Genomic DNA, 22,340 nt, shown 5'->3' with positions numbered 1-22,340 from the left:
AAAAATTCAAGACCCGTTTATCTCCACCAACTAATTGTTTCCCGCCTATGGAATTAAAGAATTTGAGCAGTGGACTCTGCCCTCGCTATTCTTAAAATGAAACCCAATGATCCCTATGGATGACTTCATAATTATGCCTTTCGCCTCTTGCTTGAATATCTTGGCTTTGCATACCTTTTAAATTCCTTAGTTCCTCTGCGCTATATGTGCATTGTCCTTTTCCTATTACGCGCCCTTGTTGCGTAATTACTTCCACAACTTCATCCACTTGGAAAAATCCAGACACACTAGTAACACCAGCAGGAAGTAAACTCTTTCCATGTTGAATGATGGCAGTGGCTGCCCCCGCATCTACTTCAATTTGTCCGCTAACAAGCGAATGCAAGGCGATCCATTGCTTGTTCATCTTAATCACTTTTTGAGGAGCATTCCCGATATATGTTCCATCACCTTTGCCCTTCATAACATCTAAAAACTTCTCCTGTCCACATCCCGTTCCGATAAATACACTCACTCCAAGAGATAGTGCCGTCTTTGCAGCATCGATTTTTGATTTCATACCGCCAGTCCCAAGTTTTGAGCCAGCATCTCCTGCAAGAGAAGCAATTTCTTCCGTTACCTCAGGAAGGAAATGATATTTTTTCGCATCCGCATTTTTCTGAGGATTTTGGTCATATAAACCGTTCACATCTGTAAAAATCATGAGCATATCTGCCGAAACAAGTCCGCTTACTAAAGCTGACAGCATATCATTATCACCGAACGTTAGCTCTTCTAAAGAAATGGAATCATTTTCATTGATTATAGGAAGAGCAGAACGGTTTAGTAGCTCTCCTAAAGTAGCGTAAGCGTTACTGTATTGTTCTTTTCTAGAAAAATCACTTCTCGTTAGTAAAAGTTGTGCAGTAACGATACCATATTTACGGAATTCCTCCGTGTATGCCTGCATTAATAAACTTTGCCCGACAGCCGCAGCAGCCTGTTTCCCTTTAATTGTCACAGGTCTGCTAGGATACCCTAGAGCAGAAAAACCTGCAGCGACTGCCCCGGATGTAATTAGTAAAACTTCATGCCCTTCCTCTTTCAATCGTGCCAATGCAGCAACGTGATCTGAAAGTTGTTCTTTAGAGATGCCTCCGTGACTATCTGCCAAGGAACTACTCCCAATCTTTACAGCAATTCGTTGTTTTTTCACTTTTGTATCCCCCAAGTCTAAAATCAAAGTTTTTTATAAATTTCACTTCTATTCATACAGCTTACAGCGGCTTCTATTCTTATCAGTGCTGCACCTAGCCTATTAAAGAGCAAAATAAAAATGACCGCTTCGCCCTTAATAAAATAAAAAGGACGAAACGGTCATTGTTCCGCGGTACCACCTTAATTGATATACATAGATATCCACTTGGCGCCTATAACGCAGGCGTACGCCTAAACTTTCATTTAAGACTCGGGGATAGGTTCGATACATTCTATACGAGGAATCTTTCAGCCGGTGAATTCCACTCTCTTTCGTAAGAAGACATATGTACTATTTCCCTTCAACGATTTTCCATTTGATTTTTTATATTATGCTATATATTTCGTTTTTGTGTCAAGAGGTATTTTGCAAAATGAATAGAGCGACAAGCTTTAAGTATGAAATTATGTACACACTTATGAATATCACCATATCTAGAAAAAGTTGATATAACTATACCTATTCTCCAACATGCTTTTAAACGTTACCAAATAGTAAATAACATAAAATATTAAATAATTGAGAATGCACTTGTTTAGTACAGAATAAAATTGATTTCTTTATTTTTTGTATTGCAAAAAAGAACGTATTCTCTTAGAATGTTTCTTTATATTGCACTTGGATGTTATTGTTATTTTAGAATAATAATTTGAAACCGATATAATTTATGATAAAAGGAGCCAGATTGAGTTATTATGAACAAACAAATTGGATTCATCGGATGCGGAAATATGGGAATGGCTATGATTGGCGGGATGATAAACAAAAATATAGTGTCTTCAAATAAAATCATTTGTTCAGATTTAAACACTACGAATTTAAAAAATGCTAGTGAAAAATATGGACTAACTATAACAACTGACAACAATGAAGTAGCTAAAAATGCTGATATTTTAATTTTATCAATTAAACCAGACCTATACGCATCAATAATTAACGAAATAAAAGAAGTGATAAAAAACGATGTTATCATCGTAACGATCGCTGCAGGGAAAAGCATTAAAAGTACTGAAGATGCTTTTGATAAAAAGTTGAAGGTTGTACGAGTAATGCCTAATACACCTGCTCTTGTTGGAGAAGGAATGTCTGCGCTATGTCCTAATGAAATGGTGACAGAAAAAGATTTAGAAGATGTATTAATCCTTTTCAATAGTTTTGGTCAAACGGAGATCGTAAGTGAAAAATTAATGGATGTTGTAACATCTGTAAGTGGTTCTTCGCCAGCATATGTATATATGATTATAGAAGCAATGGCAGATGCAGCTGTATTAGATGGTATGCCAAGAAATCAAGCATATAAATTCGCAGCTCAAGCTGTGTTAGGCTCTGCAAAAATGGTACTAGAAACAGGAATGCATCCAGGTGCATTGAAAGATATGGTTTGTTCCCCTGGCGGAACAACTATAGAAGCTGTAGCAACATTAGAGGAAAAAGGCTTACGAACAGCCATCATTTCAGCTATGCAGCGTTGTACGCAAAAGTCTGTTGAACTATCCGGTCAAACTAAAAAGTAACAACTGCAAAAAAGACCAGATTAGCTGAATACACAAATCTTTAAACAGCTTTACACTTTATGCACATGTGGTTTACATACTCCCCTGTTTCCACTATAAGATAAACGGACAAATTCATGAATAATTGAGTTTGTCCGTTTTGCATTTTATTATCTCAAAATAACTTCATAACTCTTATTGTTATTTGTTTTGCAGATTAAGATACTTTGGTATTACGTTTACATCATTTCCTGTCTATTGAAATATTCTCAGAGACGAAGCATGATATTCATTAAAAAAGTTGTGGTATCAAACGCTTCACATTGTTAACATAACATATTTACTGTCTCCTTTATTAATGCCTGTTTCCTAATCCACCTCCATTACAATTACAATTTAAATCATTTAAGTTTTCTCCATATCGTACATCTACTAGTTAAACAAAAACTCCCCTTAAATCGAAAATGATTAAGGGGAGTCAGTCATATTTGATGAAGTTATAGTTCTGATTTCACTGGAATAGAAACATTATTTTTCACTAAATTTTTAACTTCTTTAAAGCTAACAAAATTGTTGTTTTGCTCATCCCAAAGACGGAAACGGAGTGACCGCAAACTTGTAGCAAGAGTAATCGTTGGTACATTCTTTAAAGGAAGCGTATTATTGTGTGCCTCTTCTAATTTATAATTAGGTACTCTTGGACTTAAATGGTGAACATGATGAAATCCAATATTACCAGTTAAAAATTGCAAGATTTTAGGTAGTTTATAAAAAGAACTTCCTTCCACTGCCGCTTTCACATATTCCCACTCTTTATCTTCTTCAAAATAAGAATCCTCGAATGTGTGCTGTACGTAAAACAGCCAAATACCTATTGAACCTGCTATTAAGAATATGGAACCATGTACTAAAAGAAACGATTGCCATCCGAGTGTCCAGCAAAGTAACCCTACTAACGCAACGATTAAAACATTCGTCAAATAGGTATTCATGCGTTCCTTCTTTCTAGCACCTTTTCTGTTAAATCTATTTTTAAGCAGGAAAACATAAATCGGACCTAACCCAAACATAACCAATGGATTGCGATATAAACGATATGCTAAACGGAGTCTAAATGGCGCTGCCAAATATTCATTCACTGTAAGTGTCCAAATATCTCCTGTACCTCGCTTATCCAAATTACCACTTGTAGCGTGATGAACGGAATGCTCATGCCCCCATTGATCAAACGGGAATAAAGTTAAAACACCCATACATGTCCCTACTATTCTATTTACACGACGGCTTTTAAAGAAAGAATGATGGGTACAATCATGAAAAATAATGAAAACCCGTGTCATAAATCCCGCGGCTAACACAGCTGGAACTAATGCTAACCAATAAGAAACGGACAAACTTTTATAAGCAAGGTACCATAAGATAATAAATGGCACTACCGTATTGATGATTTGCCAAACACTTTTTTTTGCCGTTGGTTTTTCAAAAGGAGCAACTTGTTTTTTTAAATTTTTAGTATTTTGTAAGGTCATTTTTTCTAATTCCTTTCCTTTATGTTGCTAATTTGTATTATAACAGAAATGAATCAAAATTGTTAGTAGTAGGTATTATGTTCAGGGTATAAATTTTTTAGGGTGATAGCAAATGCACTTATTTAGTTTGGTGAAGTTCAAGCTGAGGACGGTTATATGTCATCACCTATTATGTATGCACCATCCTTTACAATGAGAGTAAGCTCATATAATGGAAGGCTTACATTTACGATCGGTTATCATACGCCGGATACATCAAAAGAAAAAGTAGACAAATTTTTAGAAAGTATGGTTAATCAACTATCGTAACTGTAATAATCATTATCAAAAATAAAAGCTCCTAACATATTAGTCATATACAATATGTTAGGAGCTTGATATTTTAAGCGTTTTTTGAATTTATGTCTTGATAACGTGCACTAAGCGATCTTGTATATAAAAAGCTGATTTCCCGTAATCTAAAGGATAATCGGGCGTTTTACTATTCAATTACTTGTAGCAGTTGAATAAATTCTAAAGGCGGGATAAGAAAGACTTAATCGTTACTTTTAACATAACATCATTTACAGAAAGAAGGAACGATTATCTTCACTATATTTCGTCAAAGGAACAATGATATATCACCATATTCACCCTACTTTTTTATTACAGGAAGTCTATTTGTTCGGCACCCTTTTTTATAAAGAGTAGTACTTTTTATTTTCATCTAAAATTTAAATTTGCTTAACAATAAAAACAAGATTATAATAAATAAAAATTTATTGTTAAACGATAAATTTCATGTTAGATTAAATAGATAATTAATAAATGAGGTGCTTTATATGAAACAAAGATCAACACTCTTTTTAAAGACAGCTATTATTCTGATTGGAATCCCTGTTCTTGCTTTGTGTATATTTTTAGTTCCTAACATAGGGAATTATGCAGCGGAATTGTATCCCGATATTGCATATATAAAATATCTTATTTTAATCAATCTGTATGCAACGGTGGTACCTTTTTATTTCGCTCTGTATCAAGCTTTTAAACTTGTAAGCTTCATTGATAAGGGTAACGCTTTCTCGAAATTATCTGTTAGAGCTTTAAAGAAGATAAAACAATGTGCAGTAACAATCAGTATTTTATATGTGGTAGGTATGCCACTCTTCTATCTTGTGGCGGAAAGAGATGATGCACCAGGTATTATTATACTTGGCATGCTCCTAATCTTTGCTTCAATGGTTATCGCAGTCTTTGCTGCCGTTCTCCAAAGACTTTTAAAAGATGCGATAGATATAAAATCAGAAAATGATTTAACGGTCTGAGGTGAATAACATGGCAATAATAATTAATATTGATGTAATGCTAGCGAAAAGAAAAATGAGCGTAACTGAACTTTCAGAGAAGGTTGGAATTACAATGGCTAACCTTTCTATATTAAAAAATGGAAAAGCAAAAGCAATTAGAATTACAACTTTAGATGCTATTTGTAAAGCATTAGAATGCCAGCCTGGGGATCTTTTAGAGTATAAACCTGAAATCTCTGATGTAGATCATGAATAAAAAGAGTACCCGCCATTAGGTACTCTTCAACAAATAAGTATGGCGCTCCAAGTTCCACCTCATATGATAACTCGTCCCACGAATTCATCATATGTTTGTCTTATTAGAATGTTCACTGGTTTAATGTGTAATTTCTATATAACAAAGAAAACATACTAAACTAAGAATAGTAGTGCAGACCAAGGCATTGGTTGCACTACTATTTTTTATATAGTAGAAGTGAAGAAAAGATCGTGGGTGCTTTTGGATTCTGAATCCGTAAAAAGCTGATCTTCTTCACTTACCTTATTTGAATCAGTTTTTAGCATGTTGGTCCTCGAGATCGTGTATAAGAAAGGGGTATCGATAAGTGTAAGGTGAAGACTTCAACTATACGTCAGGAAGAACTTTATGAGACACGTAATTGCATTTGATATCAATAACAAGCAATTGAATGCGTATGCCGATATTGCTATACGTAGCTTTCAATCAGGTAAAACTTTTTTAAAGATAAAATTAATAAACGTGGAAATAAACATTTACGAAAACTACTTTTCCTGATTATCCAAAACATGATTAACTAACGACGTTACGGGCGAAATCACATTATAGAGTACTACGATAAATTAAAAACGCAACCATATAACAAATGTCATATAGTTGCGTCCATTGCGTGTGTAAATAAGTTACTAAAGCTTCTTTTTCATCTTATTACACACGATATACACTATGATTATCGGTTAACGGCCTAACATCATAGTTTCATTCATCATATCTCCCCCTAGTAAAAAAACGAATCCATATTAGGGGTATTTAGTATGCGTTATACGTAGATACATGTGCGATATAGATTTTTGCTCAATCCATCAAAAATCTATAAATACAGGTTGACTAATCGTAAGAAAAGCACCTGTTATAGATGTTATTGCATTTAATCTTTCTTCTCTTTTACCACTAAAGAGAACACATTGTCCAAATTAATCATACGGTCTCCAAATCTGAAGAATCTAGCTTCTCTTGCTTGTATAGAGTTCTCTATAGCAGTAACGGTTACTGTCTTTTTATACTCAACTTCAAATTCGTGTTGTTTACCATCGATTGCTTCTAAGCTTATTATAAATTTTTTAATTTTCTCCACCTCCCACTATCTATCTATTCGACAAAAAAACATCATCATCCTTTTATCTAAATAAGCAAAAGCCATCACCGTAAGGTGACAGCTCAAAATGGGATGGGAGAAATATTATCGAAAGGGGGTTTCGAAATAAATCAATTTAAGGTCACTGGTATTCTAGATACGCTCAATCTTCTCCAAACCACCACATCAATAGTATGTCTACACGCCCTGTATCGGTGACTGGGAAAAGAGCAAGAATCTTTAATTCAGACTTCCACTGCCTAATCAGGTTTCTTTCTCTTGTCTTCTCTTTTATACTCCATGGAGTTTGCACTCAATTGTGCAAAGAACAAGTCCCAAAACACTTCGGCTACTTAATGTTATTTTCACCTATCTTTTACAAAACGTTTAAAGGATTTATATCAAGACGCGTATATTTCTTCTGGCACCTTGTTTGAACCAATACAAAAGACTGAGGGGAAGGTTCAGCTGTATTGGCTCAAACAATTCGCTTCATCAGCATACCTGCATAAGATATCATGTATTCTTTTACAATAAGAGTCTTAATCCAAAGAATACCTTTTGAAAAGTGCGCTTTTAGGTTTGAAAGAATAAAAATCTGAATCCCGTATATACTTTGAATACGCCAATCTGTAACAATTGATTTTCCCTCCAAAACGGAGCAGTTAGCTTTTGCTATCTGCTCTTTTGTATTGATCTAATAATAAAATTTTGTTCTTATTTCTTTTTCACACCATATACTTCTAACCTAGACGTTTCGCTCATAGAGTTACCTCCTATCTTAAAGAGCACCGTGAGTAAGTGCTCTTTTTTAGTTTCCCCTTTTCTAAAAAATGAAATTTCCATACCGTTTCTCGAAAAAAAAATTCAAATATCCAAACTTCTAAACATTACGTATAAATAGTATATTAGTATTAATACGAAGATATTTACCAACTAATTTTTATGTCCTAGTCTTATACCATACTAGGGCATATTTATTTTTAAGAATTTAATACTCTCTTCTTTTAAAATAACGTTTTTTTCAAATGATGACCCTATTTTTTGGACAAATTTACCAGTATTTTTACCAAAAAATTCATGATATTGTTAATTAGTCGAGTACGTCATTACTTGACGATTACCCTTAGGAGCCCCGCAGACATACGGGGTTTCTTTTATTTAAATAAGAATTTTGTTTTAAATGTCTTCCCCTTCAACATCCCAGCTACCCACAATCCATTTACCAACTTAAATTGATTCCTTTTATTCTTAAGCTTTGTTTTCTTTCATAAAAAAAAAAGCTTGTCTCTTTACTCCAAGTAAGCTGTTAATAAACGCTTGTCTCAATCTTTTATATATTTTTTTCATATCTTATATCATGTAAATTAATAACTGCCCCTGTAAAGTAGGTGAAATATTTGAGTAGATATAAAAAAGAACCACATATACCTTTTCAATGTTTAATCCCATTACCTGAAAGTGGACCAACTGGAAATACTGGTCTTGAATCGGCATTTAGGGCCATTAAAACTACTGATCAGTCCATATCCGCAAATGCCCTTTCGATAATTACATTTGAAACCATAGAATTTGATTTAAATAACGAATATGATAGGACGTCAACTTTCTCACCACAACAAGATGGTGTATATTTAATTATTGCTGCTGTAACTTTTGAACCAACAGATATATCAGTAAATTATGTAACTCAAGCATTAATATCCGTTAATAATAGTTTTATAGCTGGTAGCGATAATTTTATGGGTGGAAATTCTGGTTTTCTAAATGCTGTAAACCCCTCTACTATCGTCCAATTGCAAGCAGGAGATGTAGTCAGAATCTCTGCTAGTAGCAGTGTAGCTGGTCAATTCCTTGCCGTTTTATCTCATTTTGAAGCGACTAGATTACCATCTCCAGCATCAAATCCTAGTTCTCCAATTACTATTTCATCCTCAAAAATAAATAAACAAACTTTTGATAAAAAACTCTAGATTTATATGTGAACATTATTACCTTAATAAAATATTGTGAGTATAGATACCAAACTAAGATTGGTATCTTCCAAAACACATCTTGTTTCTCACAGAAAACCTCAAAGTAATTCACACATATAATCACATAAGAAAACGCTGTTATTAATTCATGATTTATATGGCAAATAGAAGATATAAAAGGTTCTTATTAGGTTGAATGAATTTCTGGTTCTGCACATACGTTTCCCTTGAAAGAATTAATCCACTATAGTTTTTTGATAAGACATAGAATAAAACCTCTACTTTTCGAGTAAAAAGTAGAGGTTTTATTCAAACTAATTATAATGAAAGCTCTCTATCAATAACCACTTTAAAAAATTTGGAGTAATGCGACAAAGACTACGCCGCTATTACATTGTTACATATTATGTATTATTAAATTCGCCCTCTCCTTCGGCGATTCCTTTTCCAAATAATAATCCTCAGCCTTCCAATACCTATTTTGAAACTTTGAAAGGTTCCTCTGCGTTTCTACACTTTCACGTAAAAACCTTGTTTGTCTTGAACAATCCAAATACACCATATAATGAAAGAACTCTCTCCATTCTATTCGCTGAAGAAAGACTCCTTCAACAACAATTACACCTACTAAAGGAATCTGTATTTCTTTCAGTTCACATGAGTTTGTTTCATCATGATAGAAAGGTAATTCTAATTTAATATCGTTTTGTAACTTTTGAAAAAGGTTTCGCTGCAACCAATCGATATCCCATTGAAGGTTATAGTACTCATACCACTCTGCAAATCCAGTATGATATCGCTTATTACACTCGGTAATGTGATCATCAATATGAAAAATATGAAACGGGATTCCACTTTCCTTCATATCTTCTTCCAACTCTTTAACTAATGTTGTTTTACCCGAACGACTTAGGCCATCTATACCTAAAACAAATCGCTCATCTTTATGTTCTTTAATCACTTTCATTATTTCACTTGTGCTCATTACTTTTGCCAATCTTCTTTTAATAATGAATAAACGACCGTGTCATGAGCAACATCATTTTGAATCATATATTTCCGAAGTAATCCTTCTTCTTGAAACCCTGCTTTTTTTAATAAATTACGGGAAGCTTCATTTTCTATATATACGACAGCTGCAATTCTTATTAAGTGCAACGTTTCAAATCCGTAAGCTAACATTGCTTGCAGTGCTTCGGTTGCGTATCCTTGTCCCCAATGTGTATCATCTAGCTCATAACCAATTTCAGCTCGTTTATGATGCTTGTTGATTAAATGAAATCCACACGTACCAATTAATTGATCCGTTCCTTTCTTCTCTATTCCCCAGCGAAATACGCTTCCCTCTTCATTACGCTTTCTAAACGTTTGAATTGTCGTTTTCGCTTGCTCAATATTCTCGAAAGCATCCATCCCAAAATAACGAATAACGGATTCTTTTGAAAAATAATGGAACATCGCTTCTGCATCTAATAGTGTAAGTTCTCTTAATAGTAAACGTTCTGTTTCTAATTTTGGAAACCCCATCCTCTTTTTCTCCTTCTATTCTAATGAACTACAAATTTCAATATAATTACCGTCTGGATCGGCAATGTAAGCAATTGTTTGTCCCCACGGTTTTACGATTGGCTCAACTAGAACTTTCACCCCTTGTTCTTTTAATTTCTCAATCGTTTCCTTTACATCCTCTACAACAAACCCTAACTCAAAATGAGAAGATTGTAGTACACCTTCTGTAAGAGGTAGTCCCGTTAACTCCTTAACATCCTCTCGTGTATTCATCGCTAAAATTGTTGCTCCTGTTTCAAATTCAATATATGTACCGTGCTCTGCTCTTATTGGCAATCTTAAAATTTCTTTATAAAACTGAAGACATTGCTCAAACTTTTCTACATATAAAATAATGTATTTCATTTTTAAGTTCATAATTATTCCCCCTTAACCTTCACCTCTAAAAATTCGACAAATGTTTTTAAAAACCTTGCACCTTATTGAGATGGGCACAAAAAAATGAGGCCGATTTCTCGGCCCCCCAGCTTATTGGCATAAAACAGGAGATTTGGTTTGGACATAACCAGTTCTTACATTTATTATATTTTATTTTTTCTGAATTTTAAATATAATAAACACCTATTTATATTGAGAAAGTTTTTTTACTTGCATAAAATCATACCGCTTAAGAAATGCTACAAATGGAGGTGTATACATATGGAACCAATGCTATGTCCAAGCTGTAAAACGAACCGAACGCGCTTTAATATTCTTGAGCAACAAGTAAAACCAGTAAAATTAAATCCGCAAACTGGTCAAGTAGAAGAAGAATACACAAATGAAACGATGAACGCTTTTCATATGGCTTATCAAGGACCTACTTACCGCGTTCAATGTGCTGTATGCGGGCTTGTTGAAAATCCAGAACAATTTATTAAACCTGCGCAAAATCAGTCTTTCTCTTAAACATTTTCCCTACCCCCTATCAATTTTCTATAGGGGGTTTTTCCGTTTTACGTAGGCAAGGTCGACAATTGCTGTTTAATCAAAGGTTCCTAATTCATCTACATGTCTACTATTCATACACCGTCATATATTTTTCTTTTCCACACAAATATAGCGGCCCAATAGAATCAAAGAACAGCTAAGCCTTGCGACCCAAAGTAAGGAAAATTTGATGAAGCAACAACCTGCAACCTTACTAGACTACCATCACTTTGAATATTAAATACTGACACTGTGCCCTGATTTCCATTAAGGGTGTAAAAATGTCGTCCATCTTTACTCACTCCAACATCCATCGGAAGACCCGGTGCTGTCCCCGGCGGTGTACTAGTAATATGCCTTACTACTGACAGTACTCCATTGGGGGCGATTTGGTAGGTGGAGATGGTGCCACTTAAAGTGTTCGTAGTGTAGGCAAAACGTTCATCCTTCGTTGTTATAACCCAACAGGCAGTTTTATATCCGTTTTGTACAGAGCCGCTGATTACGTGAAGAGTACCGTCATTGCTCAATGAATAAGATGACAACGCATTTGAAACTGCTTCTGTAACTAAGAGAATTCCGGACGCTAGAAAGTAAGCACCCAATGGGCCTTTACCGTAAGAATCATTAACAATTGGTCCTGTAACCGTACCATCTTTATTTACATGGAAGACACTGAGATGGTTTGATGTAAGCTCGGAGACAACAATTTTACTACCATCCAGGGTGAAGAAAACTTGTGCGGGCTGAGCATTAAAGGTACTGAGAGCATGAGTGGATCCTGGAATAGGTGTAAGGTTTCCCTTATCATCTATGTGAAATCCAGTAATATTTGATGCAAAATTGTTTGCAGCATTACCTACATTGGAGACATAGAGAAGATTATCATACACACCAATGCTATTGGGCTGAGCACCTCCTGATGGCTTTACATCCACGAAAATCGGTACCCCGTTATCTGCTATGATAAAACTACTGATACTATGACTGCCTGCGTTAACTGCAAATAGGAAACGACCATCACGGGACAAAGTCAGAGAACCTTGTGATGCTAGAGGATCTATACCATCGTTTGCCGTTTCTGTAGAAACTTCCTTTATGCCAGTACCTCTTCCGTAAGTTCGGTAAGAACCCACAAAGGTGAGCATTCCATTCGTATCCATATGAAAAGCAACAATGTGATTCATTACTTCATTATTAGTCATCATGTATACCATACTCGCACGAGCACGAAAATAATTGTTCCTTCTCTGCATTTTATGACTCTCCTCCCTTCATAATTTTATATGGTTCTTTTTCCATTTAAATTCCCATGCAAATGGAAATTGATTTAGAAATATCTCTTACTCATCTCGTAGTTTCTTTAAGTGAAAACCTTATTCACTTCCATATTATATTTTCAACTCCACACTCTTTTAGTAATATTTACATAAGAGAGGTGAAATAAATGATTTTAAATAAAAAGTTAATGATTCCATCTACATTTCTACTATTAACTTGTCACATAGGTATTTTTTACTTTTGGATTTTCGATTGGAAGAAGATAACAACTCCTTACGGTCTAGCTATATGGATTGTTTCTACTGTTTGCGGCTTTTTACTTTATTACCACTTTAAACATCAAAACTCTAATAAAATAGTATTAATCAGTAGTTCATTATTATTAATCGTTTCTTCATCATTTATGATTTTTTTAGGTATTATTACTAGTATTATCTTTGTAACTGTTAGTTCTATGCCTTAAATATACAGTCTTTTATTATGTAAAAAAGAGTGAACAAAATAAAATTACATAGAAATGAAAGAAGATGATTCCCGTATAATATCTACGAAATCATCTTCTTTTAAAATCCACTCTTTATTATAATATTTCGCTTTTCAATTTCTTAATTTTCCAAGAGATCCTTATAAAGAAATAAACATACATACAACTAACAAGCCCCATCATAACTTTCGCCCACATTGGCACTATTGATTCTGTTGAATTTAAAAACGTGTTAAACATTAACGGTAACATAGCTATTGAAATAAATGCAAAAAATTGTAATAACTCCTTCATTTTTTGCACCTTCGTGTCCTTCTCTGAATATATGTCAGGTAACTCATTTTCCTCTTCTACTTCTTTACAAAAATAATTCCATCTTGTAAAACTCGTTACGCGTTTCCAACCAGACATTTCATATATTTCGAAGTACTCTTGTTGTTTTTCTTTTGAATCTCTATAAACCAATCTAAAATCCGCTTTATATATTACATCTTTCGGCTCGGTTTTCTTAAACGTATACATCATATTATATTTTTGTAACGCCCAGCCTTGCTGATGCATCTTTCGTAAAAAAACTTCTTCTTTTTCTAAATTCCATGCCGTAAAAAATTTAAATACCTTCTTTGTCTCCATCTTCCATTCACTCCCCTAATATACTGTTTCCATTTCTTACAGATCTCTGCAACCTGTTATACTCTAGCTCTAACACTTCTCTACCAAATGGTGTTAACTCGTAGCACTTCTTTCTGTCTGTAGAGGCAACTTCAACAATTAACTTTTCTTTTAGTAATTTCGTCGTATTCCCGTATAAAGTACCAGGACCGAGCTTTACTTCCCCATTTGTCATCTCTTCTACCATTTGCATAATTCCATAACCATGCATTGGCTTTACAAGTGACAACAATATGTAATATGTCGCCTCAGTTAATGGAATGTATTTTTGCGCTTTCGCATTCATTATAACTACCTCCGATACATCGCTTACTGATATATCGACTAGCGATACATCGTATAACGATATTGTATAATCATATTCCAAAATATGCAAGTGTAATATTAAAATTAAATATCTATTTCTTCGGATTAAAAAATCATACCAATTTTCTGAATAATTTGTTAAAATATAGAAATATCCACTTTTATTTTGAAAGGAATGATACATATGATAAATAAATTAAAAGAAAACATAGGATCTGTTTTTGTCGGTAAGGAAAATGTAATTGATTTACTCCTCGTTTCACTGCTTGCTGATGGACATGTACTGCTTGAAGACGTACCTGGTACCGGAAAAACATTACTAGCAAAAACAATTTCTAAAAGCATTGGTGGTAATTTTTCTCGCGTTCAATTTACCCCTGATGTACTTCCGAGTGATGTAACAGGTATTGAATATTTCAATCCAAAAACTAGTGAATTCGAATTAAGACTTGGACCAGTTATGACAAATATACTACTTGCAGATGAAATTAACCGCGCGATGCCGAGAACACAATCTAGTTTGTTAGAAGCGATGGAAGAACGACAAGTAACGCTTGAAAAGCAGTCTACTCCTCTTCCGAAACCGTTCTTTGTTATTGCGACGCAAAACCCGATTGAATCACAAGGAACTTTCCCTCTTCCAGATGCACAACTTGATCGCTTTTTAATGACGATTTCAATTGGTTATCCGTCTCCTGAAGATGAATTAAAAATGATGCGCCGTTTTCGTAACAATGCACCGTTAGAAAGCGTCACATCTGTCATTTCTTTAGAAGACATTTTAGAAGCACAGAAACAAGTGAAAGAAATTTTCGTATCAGAACCGTTAGAACATTACATTATTAAGCTTGCTCACGCTACAAGAAATCATGATTACATTGCTAACGGTGTAAGCCCGCGTGCTACATTAGCTTTAGTACGTGCGGTTCAAGCACTAGCCTTTTTACGCGGCAGAGAATACTGCACACCTGAAGATATACAATTTTTAGTTCCTTCCGTTTGGAATCACCGTATCGTCTTATCGATGGAAGGAGCTTTACGTACGACAAAAAATGAATTAATGCAAAGGATTTTAAAAGAAGTTGACGTACCTGTGGAGATTGAACAAGCGTGAATGGACAGCGCGTTGTAACTGTACCTTTATTTTTCCAACTCCATATTATTCAATTAACTGTGCCAGGCGCTATACTATTTACGTTTTTTCTGCCGCAACGAATTATTATGTTTCTCTTTTTCTTCTACTATTTATTTGCGATTTTCATTTATAAATATGTCGCTTACATAGAGAAAAGATTTCAAGTTATAAATGAAAAACAAACAACTCGGCTTTTCCCTGATGAATCTGGACAGTTTTTTATTCATTTAAAAAATGGTGCAAATATACCACTCGTTAACGGCATTTGTTATTTTCATTTAAATTCATCTCTTATACCGCATAAAGATCAAGGGATTGAACAAATATCGAAAACGTTATTTTCTTTCCCATTTTCACAACCTGCTCATTCAGCACAAAAATGGGATTTAACATTAACCGCAACGAAGCGTGGTGTGTTTCAAATTGAACAGCTCGAATGTGTTTTAAAAGATCCTTTTCATCTTTTAACTGTACATTTACCTGTTTTCGATAAGTTAAAGACTGAAATTATTGTGTACCCTTCTCCTAAAGAGGTGGCCGGTTTACAAGAACTTCAGCAACTATTAACAGGTTCGTATCGAACGAATTTCTCTTTTTACAATGATGAAACATCCATTATCGGTGTTAAACGATATGAACGTGAATCTTTCCGCTCTATTCATTGGAAAGCATCTGCTAAAATGCAGGCGTTACAAGCGAAGCAATATGAACCTGTAAAAAATTATAGTTGGACGATTTGTCTTTCTTTAGCTGCTGATCGTGGGTTTGGTTGGAAAGAAAATGTAGAAGACCTTATTTCATTTACAACGTACATTTGTCAATTCGCAACGAAGCATCAAATTCCGTTTGAGTTATTTATTAGTGTTTTAGCAGAAGGTGGCCCTTTGCTTTTACCATTAAACGAAGGACAAACACATTACGCCAAAGCGTTAGAAGAATTAGCACGTATTTCAGATGATAGTACGCTACTTCCGAAACAAGGATTTCTTCACTATGTAACGAGAAAAAGGGAACGCTCATCTACAATGATATACATTGGTTTGCAGAAAAAGGAGCTCCCTCTTCTATCTCAGCCTACGTTCCTCATTAATAATGAAGGGATGGTGGAAAAGCTTGAAAACTTGGCTCTATCACGTTAATGACTTTATTCTGCTCCTCCTTCTTTCATTATTAACGGAAAGAGATGAACTCATTGGTATTGCTATATTTTTAGTGACCGGTTATGTAGGAGTATTTCTTATTCATAAATTTATGAAGAAAAAAACAACAGGTTTTGTACTACTGTTAGTTATTCAAATAATCGGTTGTTCTTTATTTCTACCTTTCTCTATTTTAGGCACAATATTATTACCACTGTTTTTCTTTATCGTACACTCTGTTGGACCGGGATATCCAGTACAAAAATCGTTAGGCGGTATTGTATGGTTTGTCGTTTCAGCTATATTTTATGCCCCCTTTCCGCCATTGTGGAAATTGTTACTATTAACTTTACACATTATGATTACATTTTGGTTAACAGGTTCCAATCGTAATCAACAGCTATTACGTTTCACTTCTATTATTACGATTGGAATAATTAGCGCTTTACTTATTCCGGTATTTCCTTATATTCGGCTTCTTTTTTCCTATATCATACAAGTAGTTGCCTTAGGATTTGGTTATGCTTTAAATCCATTGTTCTCGGCAGCTGCATTAAAAGATACAGACGACTTTTGGTCGAATAAAGGAAATTTAAAAGATCCTCAAATTAAAGAGGAACTGGGGCAGCGTCCTTTTGATCCAACTCTCATAAATAGCATTACAATATTGGTCTGTACAGCCATCGCTATTTACGTCGTTTGGAAAATAGTAAAAAAACGAAAACATTTAAGTTTACCAAATATGCCTGTCTTTGAATCTACAATCATTACTGATAAAAAAGGCATTAGCCAAAAACGCTTCAAACGAAATAAACCACCACATAACGAAATTCGAAAAGAAATTTTCAAACTCGAGAGTAAGCTATCTCCTCCTTTAAACCGAGAACGAGGAGAAACTGTTGAAGCTTGGCTAGAGAGAATTAATGATGAAGAAGAGGTAAATATTCAGAGTCATATTATTATAGACGCGTATAATGCAGTGCGTTATTCAAATGGTGAAAACACTGTACTTCTGCATGAATTTAAGGAAGAGGTTTATAAGCTTTATGCGTATCAGAAGAGTTTGGAGAAGAAGAGAAAATGATGTATACAAAAAGACTCCTATTAAACTAGGAGTCTTTTTGTGTAAAAGTCCACGTTGCTTTTCACAAATTATGCTTTTTTTCCTGCTTCAATTTCTAAAGATTCTTCATGCCACCAAAGTGTTTCTTCAGGATCCTCTTTAGCAATTTGATGTGCTTCTTTTTTCGATTCTACAGTAGGGTAAGAACCTTTTAGTGCACGTCCTGATGTTGTGACAAACAGTACACTAAACACAATTAATCCAATTACACTTACACCAGTTAAATAAAATGCTGGTGCCAGTGGATTACCAGTAGCATGAACTAAGTATGAACATACAAGCGGCGTTGTACCACCGAATATAGATACAGAAATATTAAAGGAGATAGAAAGCGCACGATAACGTACATCGGTGAAAAAGAGTGCTGGTAATAACGAAGGCAATGTTCCTTCATAAACACTAAGGAAGAAACCTAAAATGAAAATACCCGCAAACATGGCTACAATATGTCCGTTACCAATTAATAAAAATGCTGGAATTGAACATAATGCTAAACCAAGTAAACCAATTTGCACTACGCGTTTATTACCTACTTTATCACTTAATTTACCGAAATAAAGTGCCAGTGGAATCATAAGTGCCATCGTAATTGAAATAATTAATAAGCCAGTTGTTTCTTTGACTTTTAGTACTTGTGTTAAATAAGAAGGAATATACGAAAGGATCATATAGTTTGTAATGTTAAAGAAGGCAACAATTACTGTGCTTAATAAGAAGTCTTTTTTGTGATATTTTAATATATCCATAAATGAAAATTGTTCGTTGTCTTCAGATTCCTCTTGTGCTTTTTCCATCTCTTGAAAGATTGGAGATTCATCTAAATGACGTCGTAAATATAAACCGACCAAACCAATTGGTGCAGCAATTAAGAAAGGAATACGCCATCCCCAGCTGAGCATTTGCTCATCTGTTAATAATAACGTTAAAATGGTAACAATTACCGAGGCAGCAATGTAACCTGAGAGTGTTCCAATTTCAAGACCACTACCGAGTATACCACGCTTTTTATCTGGAGAAGATTCTGCGATATAAACCATTGCACCTGAATATTCGCCGCCTGTAGAGAAGCCTTGAATCATTCGAGCAATTAAAAGTAGTATTGGTGCCCATACACCAATTTGTTCATAGGTTGGTAGTAATGCGATGAATAATGTAGAAAGTGCCATTAAAATAATAGTTGTACTTAAAACAATCTTTCGGCCGTATTTATCTCCTATTCTACCAAAGAAAATACCTCCGATTGGTCGAACGAGAAAGGCCGCCGCAAATGTACCAAATGTTAGTACAAGTTGCAAACCACTATTATCCACACCTGAGAAGAATAATTGACTTAAAATTACCGCTAAATACGCGTATAATCCAAAGTCAAACCACTCCATTGCATTCCCAATGCCAGTAGCAATAACTGCTTTTTTCGCTTGTTTAGAATTGACAATATTAACGTCTTGAGGTTCAAAATTTAAATCATTATTTTGTTGCATATAGTAAAACAGCTCCTTATTTAATTTAACTTCTTTAAGCACACCTTCTCTTACTAGAATAAATTCAATACGAAGCACTTAAGGAAAAGCAACGTCTCCTTATCTGTTATTATTGTTTCACATAATTAATTATTTGTCCAATGAGATGCTTCCTATGTTAAGTAATTTACTATTTTAAAAAGCTGAATAAGGCGCTATACGAGTACCTTTTTCAGCTTTTTATTTTAATACGTAAATTTATTTTTTTCACCCCTATTTTCTTCTTATTTGAATTAAAAATAAGGTACTTTTTTATAAAGTTTTTTAAACACTCGCTATAGCTGATAAGCTATGAATACAGGAGATAAACTCATAAATAAATGCATCAATTTCTTCTTTAGTAATTATATATGGAGGAAGTAAACGGATGATGTTCCCTTGTGTAACATCAACTAACATTCCTTTCTCCATTAGCTCCACCTGTAATTTCTTAACATTTTCATTCTTATCATTCAAACTAATTCCAAACATCATTCCAGCATGACGTACTTCCTGAATATAATAAGAATTTTCTTTCTGAATTTCTTGCAATTTATCATTTAGATAGTGTGATGTTTCATACGCTTCTTGCATTAAACCATCGTCAATCAATGTATTTAAAACCGTTAACCCTAAAGCCGTTCCCATTGAAGAATGAGCAAACGTTGTGCCGTGATCTCCTGGTGCAAATACATCACATAACTTTTCACCTACAATGATTCCGCCAAGCGGTATCCCGCCTCCTGCTCCCTTACCAATTTGAATAATATCCGGTGTAATATTGAAATTTTGATAAGCAAATAGTTTACCAGTTCTCCCCATACCACTTTGAACTTCATCAACGATAAGAATAACATTATATTTATCACATAAGTTTTGAACACCATGTAAATATTCACCCGATAAAGGGTATATCCCCCCGCTACCTAATACAGGCTCTAGCATAATCGCAATTGGATTTTCTTTAACAATTGTTTCTTCTAATTGCTCTATATTCTCGCGCTCTACTTCATATACAGGAATCGATGTTTTAGGGAAATTTTGATATACACTTTCTTGTCTCGTAAAATGAAGTGCCCCTAACGTACGCCCGTGGAAGCTATTCTTCAGCACTACGATTCCTTCACGTTCCTCATGCGTATTCGCTCTATATTTATCAATTAATTTCAACGTTGTTTCTGTCGCTTCCGTACCAGAGTTTGTAAAAAAGACTTTTCCATTTTTTAAAGAGCAATCAACTAATTTCTTTGCATACTCAATCGCAACTGGGTTTAAAAAATGAAATGGGAGATGCAGAGATTTCGTAACTTGTTCCATTGTCGTTTGCACGATTTTCGGGTGATTATACCCTAATACGTTCACTCCGACACCAGAAAATAAATCTACATACTCTTTACCATCCACATCATAAAGCTTGCACCCTTCTCCTCTTTCTATTGCAACCTTCGTACGACAATACGTAGGCATCATATATTCTTTATCTAATTGAAACCAATCCGACATTTTAAATTCCTCCTAGTTATTTTCCCTGTTTATTTATGTTCATTCTCTATAAAGTCATATATAAATTCATTTTTAAGATTGTAATTTTAATAGTAATTTTCTTCCCGATATTCATTTTTCCATAATTTCTTCTATTTCAACAGGTCCACTACATACACGTTTTTTTCATCTAGCGGTCTGTTACTATTTTGAACTTTGCGTGTCATACATAATCAAGGCTATAAAATCATATTTAGTAACAATGGAAAAAAAGATTTGGAGGCTATATCGATGGATGAAAACTATGATAAACAGGGACAATCTTTACTAGGAAAAGGCTTTAATGAAAATGGAGAACGTAATGAACAAGCTAAACTTCACTCTCAAACAGTTGGTTCACGTGGACCTATTTTAAAGCAAGATAATGTACTGCACGAGGCGTTACAAGAATTTATTCACGAAAAAATTTTAGAAAGACCTGTTCATGCAAAAGGATTTGGTGCATTCGGTTATTTTCAAACGATATATCCGATGTCTGAACATACAAAACTAAGCTTTTTACAAAATTCAAATGAGAAAGTTCCTGTTATGGTTCGATTTTCATTAGCTGTTAGTACGAAAGGAACACCTGATACTTCTAGAAATGTACGGGGTTTTGCTACAAAATTTTATACAAAAGAAGGCGTATTTGATCTTTTATGTAATCACCTTCCTGTCTTTTCTGTTCGTGATCCGATGCGTTTCCCTGAAACTATTAATGCGTTATTGCCTTCACCTAAAAATAACTTAATAGACCCTGATAGATTTTGGGATTTTGTTGCTAGAGCACCCGAATCCATTCATTTTGTTGTCCGTTTATACTCTGATGCTGGTACGGTAAAAAGTCTTCGCCACATCCCAGGACATAGTGTAAATACATATGTTTGGAGAAATGCTCAAGGTTATCGAAAGTATGTAAAGTATCATTGGTATCCATTTGAAGGTGTACAATTCATTACTAGTGAGGAAGCAAATAAACTGGCCGCCGAAAATCCTGATTATAGCGGGAAAGATTTATACGATACAATTGAGGCTGGTAAAGCAGTGGAATATGGTTTATATGTCCAGCTCATGGATCCTAAAGATGAAACACACCTTTCTTATGACCCTTTAGATGATACAAAAGTATGGGATGAAAAGGAGTATCCTCTTATACCAGTAGGCAAAATGATATTAAATAAAAATCCTGAAAACTATAAAGAACAAGTAGAAAAGGTCGCTTTCTCCCCTTCTAATTTACTAGACGGTGCAGAACTATCAGATGATAAAATGCTACAAGGTCGTGCTAACATTTATAGTGATTCTCAAAGAAGAAGAATTGGACCTGAATTTCGTAAAATAGCGATCAACCAACAGCAAAATTGGACACCTGCTAATCAAGCAACTAGCGGTGACGGAAGATACGTTGAAGGAAAGCTTGAAAGAACTTCTATAACTAAGCAAGACGATTTTGTGCAGCCTGGTGAATTTTATGAAAAGTTAACACAAATAGAGAAAGAACACCTTGCTGAAAATTTAGCTAGTGATTTGAACGTTATATCCGATGATATTAGGAAGATAGTTTTGGGGTATTTCGATCAAGTATCAACTGATTTGAAAACAAGCATTGGGACAAAAATGAAAGAGCATTAAGAAGATTAAAACATGCTTTACGAATGAGAATTCAAATCTATATTAATTATTTTCTTGTCAAAATCCAATGAGGTTATATAATTTAAAAATATAAAACCAATATACCCCTGTTCTAATTATAGAACAGGGGTATATTGAAGTAGTTTAATGTTTAACATTAAATACTTTATTTAACT

General features: G+C 34.4%; 21 protein-coding genes, 2 pseudogenes and 1 other annotated feature. Of the genes and pseudogenes, 12 read left to right on the top strand and 11 right to left on the bottom strand.

Annotation, left to right across the window (positions count from 1 at the left end; genetic code table 11):
- Window positions 1-91 precede the first annotated feature (91 nt).
- Window positions 92-1,195: a glutamate 5-kinase gene (gene proB / locus NSS74_RS08955; RefSeq protein WP_002142284.1), complete on the bottom strand. Its 1,104-nt coding sequence runs from the start codon at window positions 1,193-1,195 to the stop codon at window positions 92-94.
- 145 nt (window positions 1,196-1,340) lie between these two features.
- Window positions 1,341-1,551 (bottom strand) — a binding site (T-box leader).
- A gap of 381 nt (window positions 1,552-1,932) precedes the next feature.
- On the opposite strand from proB, the gene proC reads away from it, so the two are divergent.
- On the top strand, window positions 1,933-2,751 hold the full coding sequence (gene proC, locus NSS74_RS08950; protein WP_002142285.1) for a pyrroline-5-carboxylate reductase: 819 nt from the start codon (window positions 1,933-1,935) through the stop codon (window positions 2,749-2,751).
- 476 nt (window positions 2,752-3,227) lie between these two features.
- Here the strand turns inward: proC and NSS74_RS08945 are convergent, their stop codons facing one another.
- Complete coding sequence (locus NSS74_RS08945; RefSeq protein ID WP_340813425.1) at window positions 3,228-4,259, bottom strand: fatty acid desaturase; 1,032 nt, start codon at window positions 4,257-4,259, stop codon at window positions 3,228-3,230.
- A 126-nt stretch (window positions 4,260-4,385) separates the two neighbouring features.
- On the opposite strand from NSS74_RS08945, the pseudogene NSS74_RS08940 reads away from it, so the two are divergent.
- The 4 genes and pseudogenes from NSS74_RS08940 to NSS74_RS08925 form a co-directional block, all read left to right on the top strand.
- Window positions 4,386-4,568: pseudogene (locus NSS74_RS08940) on the top strand (hypothetical protein); the annotation flags it as partial.
- Between the two features lie 512 nt (window positions 4,569-5,080).
- The gene (locus NSS74_RS08935) at window positions 5,081-5,563 is read left to right on the top strand and encodes a DUF2975 domain-containing protein (RefSeq protein ID WP_002127922.1); all 483 of its coding nucleotides are present in this window, start codon (window positions 5,081-5,083) and stop codon (window positions 5,561-5,563) included.
- A 10-nt stretch (window positions 5,564-5,573) separates the two neighbouring features.
- The gene (locus NSS74_RS08930; protein ID WP_002142286.1) at window positions 5,574-5,801 is read left to right on the top strand and encodes a helix-turn-helix domain-containing protein; all 228 of its coding nucleotides are present in this window, start codon (window positions 5,574-5,576) and stop codon (window positions 5,799-5,801) included.
- Between the two features lie 417 nt (window positions 5,802-6,218).
- Window positions 6,219-6,532, top strand: a pseudogene (locus NSS74_RS08925) (transposase); the annotation flags it as partial.
- 179 nt (window positions 6,533-6,711) lie between these two features.
- Here the strand turns inward: NSS74_RS08925 and NSS74_RS08920 are convergent.
- Window positions 6,712-6,909, bottom strand: coding sequence for a hypothetical protein (locus NSS74_RS08920; protein WP_033716458.1), 198 nt, complete (start codon window positions 6,907-6,909; stop codon window positions 6,712-6,714).
- 1,409 nt (window positions 6,910-8,318) lie between these two features.
- On the opposite strand from NSS74_RS08920, the gene NSS74_RS08915 reads away from it, so the two are divergent.
- Window positions 8,319-8,891 (top strand): hypothetical protein, encoded by a 573-nt coding sequence (locus NSS74_RS08915; protein ID WP_002142288.1) that lies wholly within the window; start codon window positions 8,319-8,321, stop codon window positions 8,889-8,891.
- 400 nt (window positions 8,892-9,291) lie between these two features.
- Here the strand turns inward: NSS74_RS08915 and NSS74_RS08910 are convergent, their stop codons facing one another.
- From NSS74_RS08910 to NSS74_RS08900, 3 genes are read right to left on the bottom strand one after another with little or no spacing between them, the layout of a single operon-like run.
- Window positions 9,292-9,879, bottom strand: a complete 588-nt coding sequence (locus NSS74_RS08910) for a kinase (protein ID WP_002142289.1) — start codon at window positions 9,877-9,879, stop codon at window positions 9,292-9,294.
- A complete protein-coding gene (locus tag NSS74_RS08905) occupies window positions 9,879-10,421 on the bottom strand; it encodes a GNAT family N-acetyltransferase (protein WP_002142290.1) in 543 nt (180 codons plus the stop codon). Before NSS74_RS08905 ends, NSS74_RS08910 begins: the two co-directional genes overlap by 1 nt.
- A 15-nt stretch (window positions 10,422-10,436) precedes the next feature.
- Window positions 10,437-10,820, bottom strand: a complete 384-nt coding sequence (locus NSS74_RS08900; protein WP_002084828.1) for a VOC family protein — start codon at window positions 10,818-10,820, stop codon at window positions 10,437-10,439.
- A gap of 282 nt (window positions 10,821-11,102) precedes the next feature.
- Here NSS74_RS08900 and NSS74_RS08895 point away from each other — a divergent pair, with 282 nt between their 5' ends.
- The gene (locus NSS74_RS08895) at window positions 11,103-11,351 is read left to right on the top strand and encodes a hypothetical protein (RefSeq protein WP_000433610.1); all 249 of its coding nucleotides are present in this window, start codon (window positions 11,103-11,105) and stop codon (window positions 11,349-11,351) included.
- Between the two features lie 167 nt (window positions 11,352-11,518).
- On the opposite strand, the gene NSS74_RS08890 is transcribed toward NSS74_RS08895, so the two are convergent.
- Window positions 11,519-12,628: a lactonase family protein gene (locus NSS74_RS08890; protein WP_002142292.1), complete on the bottom strand. Its 1,110-nt coding sequence runs from the start codon at window positions 12,626-12,628 to the stop codon at window positions 11,519-11,521.
- 191 nt (window positions 12,629-12,819) lie between these two features.
- Here NSS74_RS08890 and NSS74_RS08885 point away from each other — a divergent pair, with 191 nt between their 5' ends.
- Complete coding sequence (locus tag NSS74_RS08885; RefSeq protein WP_012261179.1) at window positions 12,820-13,116, top strand: hypothetical protein; 297 nt, start codon at window positions 12,820-12,822, stop codon at window positions 13,114-13,116.
- A 117-nt stretch (window positions 13,117-13,233) separates the two neighbouring features.
- Here the strand turns inward: NSS74_RS08885 and NSS74_RS08880 are convergent, their stop codons facing one another.
- The gene (locus NSS74_RS08880; protein WP_002137004.1) at window positions 13,234-13,770 is read right to left on the bottom strand and encodes a DUF2812 domain-containing protein; all 537 of its coding nucleotides are present in this window, start codon (window positions 13,768-13,770) and stop codon (window positions 13,234-13,236) included.
- Between the two features lie 7 nt (window positions 13,771-13,777).
- The gene (locus NSS74_RS08875) at window positions 13,778-14,095 is read right to left on the bottom strand and encodes a PadR family transcriptional regulator (RefSeq protein ID WP_000991891.1); all 318 of its coding nucleotides are present in this window, start codon (window positions 14,093-14,095) and stop codon (window positions 13,778-13,780) included.
- Window positions 14,096-14,299: 204 nt separating this feature from the next.
- Here NSS74_RS08875 and NSS74_RS08870 point away from each other — a divergent pair, with 204 nt between their 5' ends.
- Genes NSS74_RS08870 through NSS74_RS08860 form a run of 3 tightly spaced genes read left to right on the top strand, consistent with a single transcriptional unit; the run spans window position 14,300 to window position 17,473 of the window.
- Window positions 14,300-15,229: an AAA family ATPase gene (locus NSS74_RS08870; RefSeq protein ID WP_012261180.1), complete on the top strand. Its 930-nt coding sequence runs from the start codon at window positions 14,300-14,302 to the stop codon at window positions 15,227-15,229.
- Entirely contained in the window at window positions 15,226-16,389 is a 1,164-nt protein-coding gene (locus NSS74_RS08865; RefSeq protein ID WP_012261181.1) for a DUF58 domain-containing protein, read from the top strand. Before NSS74_RS08870 ends, NSS74_RS08865 begins: the two co-directional genes overlap by 4 nt.
- Window positions 16,364-17,473 carry a DUF4018 domain-containing protein gene (locus tag NSS74_RS08860; RefSeq protein WP_012261182.1) on the top strand — a complete coding sequence of 370 codons (1,110 nt, stop codon included), beginning with the start codon at window positions 16,364-16,366 and terminating at the stop codon, window positions 17,471-17,473. Before NSS74_RS08865 ends, NSS74_RS08860 begins: the two co-directional genes overlap by 26 nt.
- Before the next feature lie 68 nt (window positions 17,474-17,541).
- Here NSS74_RS08860 and NSS74_RS08855 read toward each other — a convergent pair whose 3' ends face one another.
- Together NSS74_RS08855 and NSS74_RS08850 are read right to left on the bottom strand one after the other, a co-directional pair.
- Window positions 17,542-18,993, bottom strand: coding sequence for an MFS transporter (locus NSS74_RS08855; protein WP_012261183.1), 1,452 nt, complete (start codon window positions 18,991-18,993; stop codon window positions 17,542-17,544).
- A 303-nt stretch (window positions 18,994-19,296) separates the two neighbouring features.
- Window positions 19,297-20,514, bottom strand: a complete 1,218-nt coding sequence (locus NSS74_RS08850; protein WP_002190021.1) for an aspartate aminotransferase family protein — start codon at window positions 20,512-20,514, stop codon at window positions 19,297-19,299.
- Between the two features lie 270 nt (window positions 20,515-20,784).
- Between NSS74_RS08850 and NSS74_RS08845 the strand changes: the two genes are divergently transcribed.
- The gene (locus NSS74_RS08845; RefSeq protein ID WP_012261184.1) at window positions 20,785-22,164 is read left to right on the top strand and encodes a catalase; all 1,380 of its coding nucleotides are present in this window, start codon (window positions 20,785-20,787) and stop codon (window positions 22,162-22,164) included.
- The last annotated feature ends 176 nt before the right edge of the window (window positions 22,165-22,340 follow it).

Source organism: Bacillus sp. FSL E2-8868, from assembly GCF_038005505.1.
Classification (GTDB): domain Bacteria; phylum Bacillota; class Bacilli; order Bacillales; family Bacillaceae_G; genus Bacillus_A; species Bacillus_A mycoides.
The sequence above is the reverse complement of the archived record's forward strand: the minus strand, read 5'-3'. Positions and strand labels throughout refer to the sequence as shown.

What these genes read in the sequence shown, in the direction of transcription:
- NSS74_RS08880 (WP_002137004.1), bottom strand. Translation starts at nt 13,770, where the DNA reads ATGGAGACAAAGAAGGTATTTAAATTTTTTACGGCATGGAATTTAGAA.
- NSS74_RS08905 (WP_002142290.1), bottom strand. Translation starts at nt 10,421, where the DNA reads ATGGGGTTTCCAAAATTAGAAACAGAACGTTTACTATTAAGAGAACTT.
- NSS74_RS08885 (WP_012261179.1), top strand. Translation starts at nt 12,820, where the DNA reads ATGATTTTAAATAAAAAGTTAATGATTCCATCTACATTTCTACTATTA.
- proC (WP_002142285.1), top strand. Translation starts at nt 1,933, where the DNA reads ATGAACAAACAAATTGGATTCATCGGATGCGGAAATATGGGAATGGCT.
- NSS74_RS08875 (WP_000991891.1), bottom strand. Translation starts at nt 14,095, where the DNA reads ATGAATGCGAAAGCGCAAAAATACATTCCATTAACTGAGGCGACATAT.
- NSS74_RS08935 (WP_002127922.1), top strand. Translation starts at nt 5,081, where the DNA reads ATGAAACAAAGATCAACACTCTTTTTAAAGACAGCTATTATTCTGATT.
- NSS74_RS08845 (WP_012261184.1), top strand. Translation starts at nt 20,785, where the DNA reads ATGGATGAAAACTATGATAAACAGGGACAATCTTTACTAGGAAAAGGC.
- NSS74_RS08910 (WP_002142289.1), bottom strand. Translation starts at nt 9,879, where the DNA reads ATGAGCACAAGTGAAATAATGAAAGTGATTAAAGAACATAAAGATGAG.
- NSS74_RS08850 (WP_002190021.1), bottom strand. Translation starts at nt 20,514, where the DNA reads ATGTCGGATTGGTTTCAATTAGATAAAGAATATATGATGCCTACGTAT.
- NSS74_RS08855 (WP_012261183.1), bottom strand. Translation starts at nt 18,993, where the DNA reads ATGCAACAAAATAATGATTTAAATTTTGAACCTCAAGACGTTAATATT.
- NSS74_RS08895 (WP_000433610.1), top strand. Translation starts at nt 11,103, where the DNA reads ATGGAACCAATGCTATGTCCAAGCTGTAAAACGAACCGAACGCGCTTT.
- NSS74_RS08870 (WP_012261180.1), top strand. Translation starts at nt 14,300, where the DNA reads ATGATAAATAAATTAAAAGAAAACATAGGATCTGTTTTTGTCGGTAAG.
- NSS74_RS08900 (WP_002084828.1), bottom strand. Translation starts at nt 10,820, where the DNA reads ATGAACTTAAAAATGAAATACATTATTTTATATGTAGAAAAGTTTGAG.
- NSS74_RS08945 (WP_340813425.1), bottom strand. Translation starts at nt 4,259, where the DNA reads ATGACCTTACAAAATACTAAAAATTTAAAAAAACAAGTTGCTCCTTTT.
- NSS74_RS08890 (WP_002142292.1), bottom strand. Translation starts at nt 12,628, where the DNA reads ATGCAGAGAAGGAACAATTATTTTCGTGCTCGTGCGAGTATGGTATAC.
- NSS74_RS08930 (WP_002142286.1), top strand. Translation starts at nt 5,574, where the DNA reads ATGGCAATAATAATTAATATTGATGTAATGCTAGCGAAAAGAAAAATG.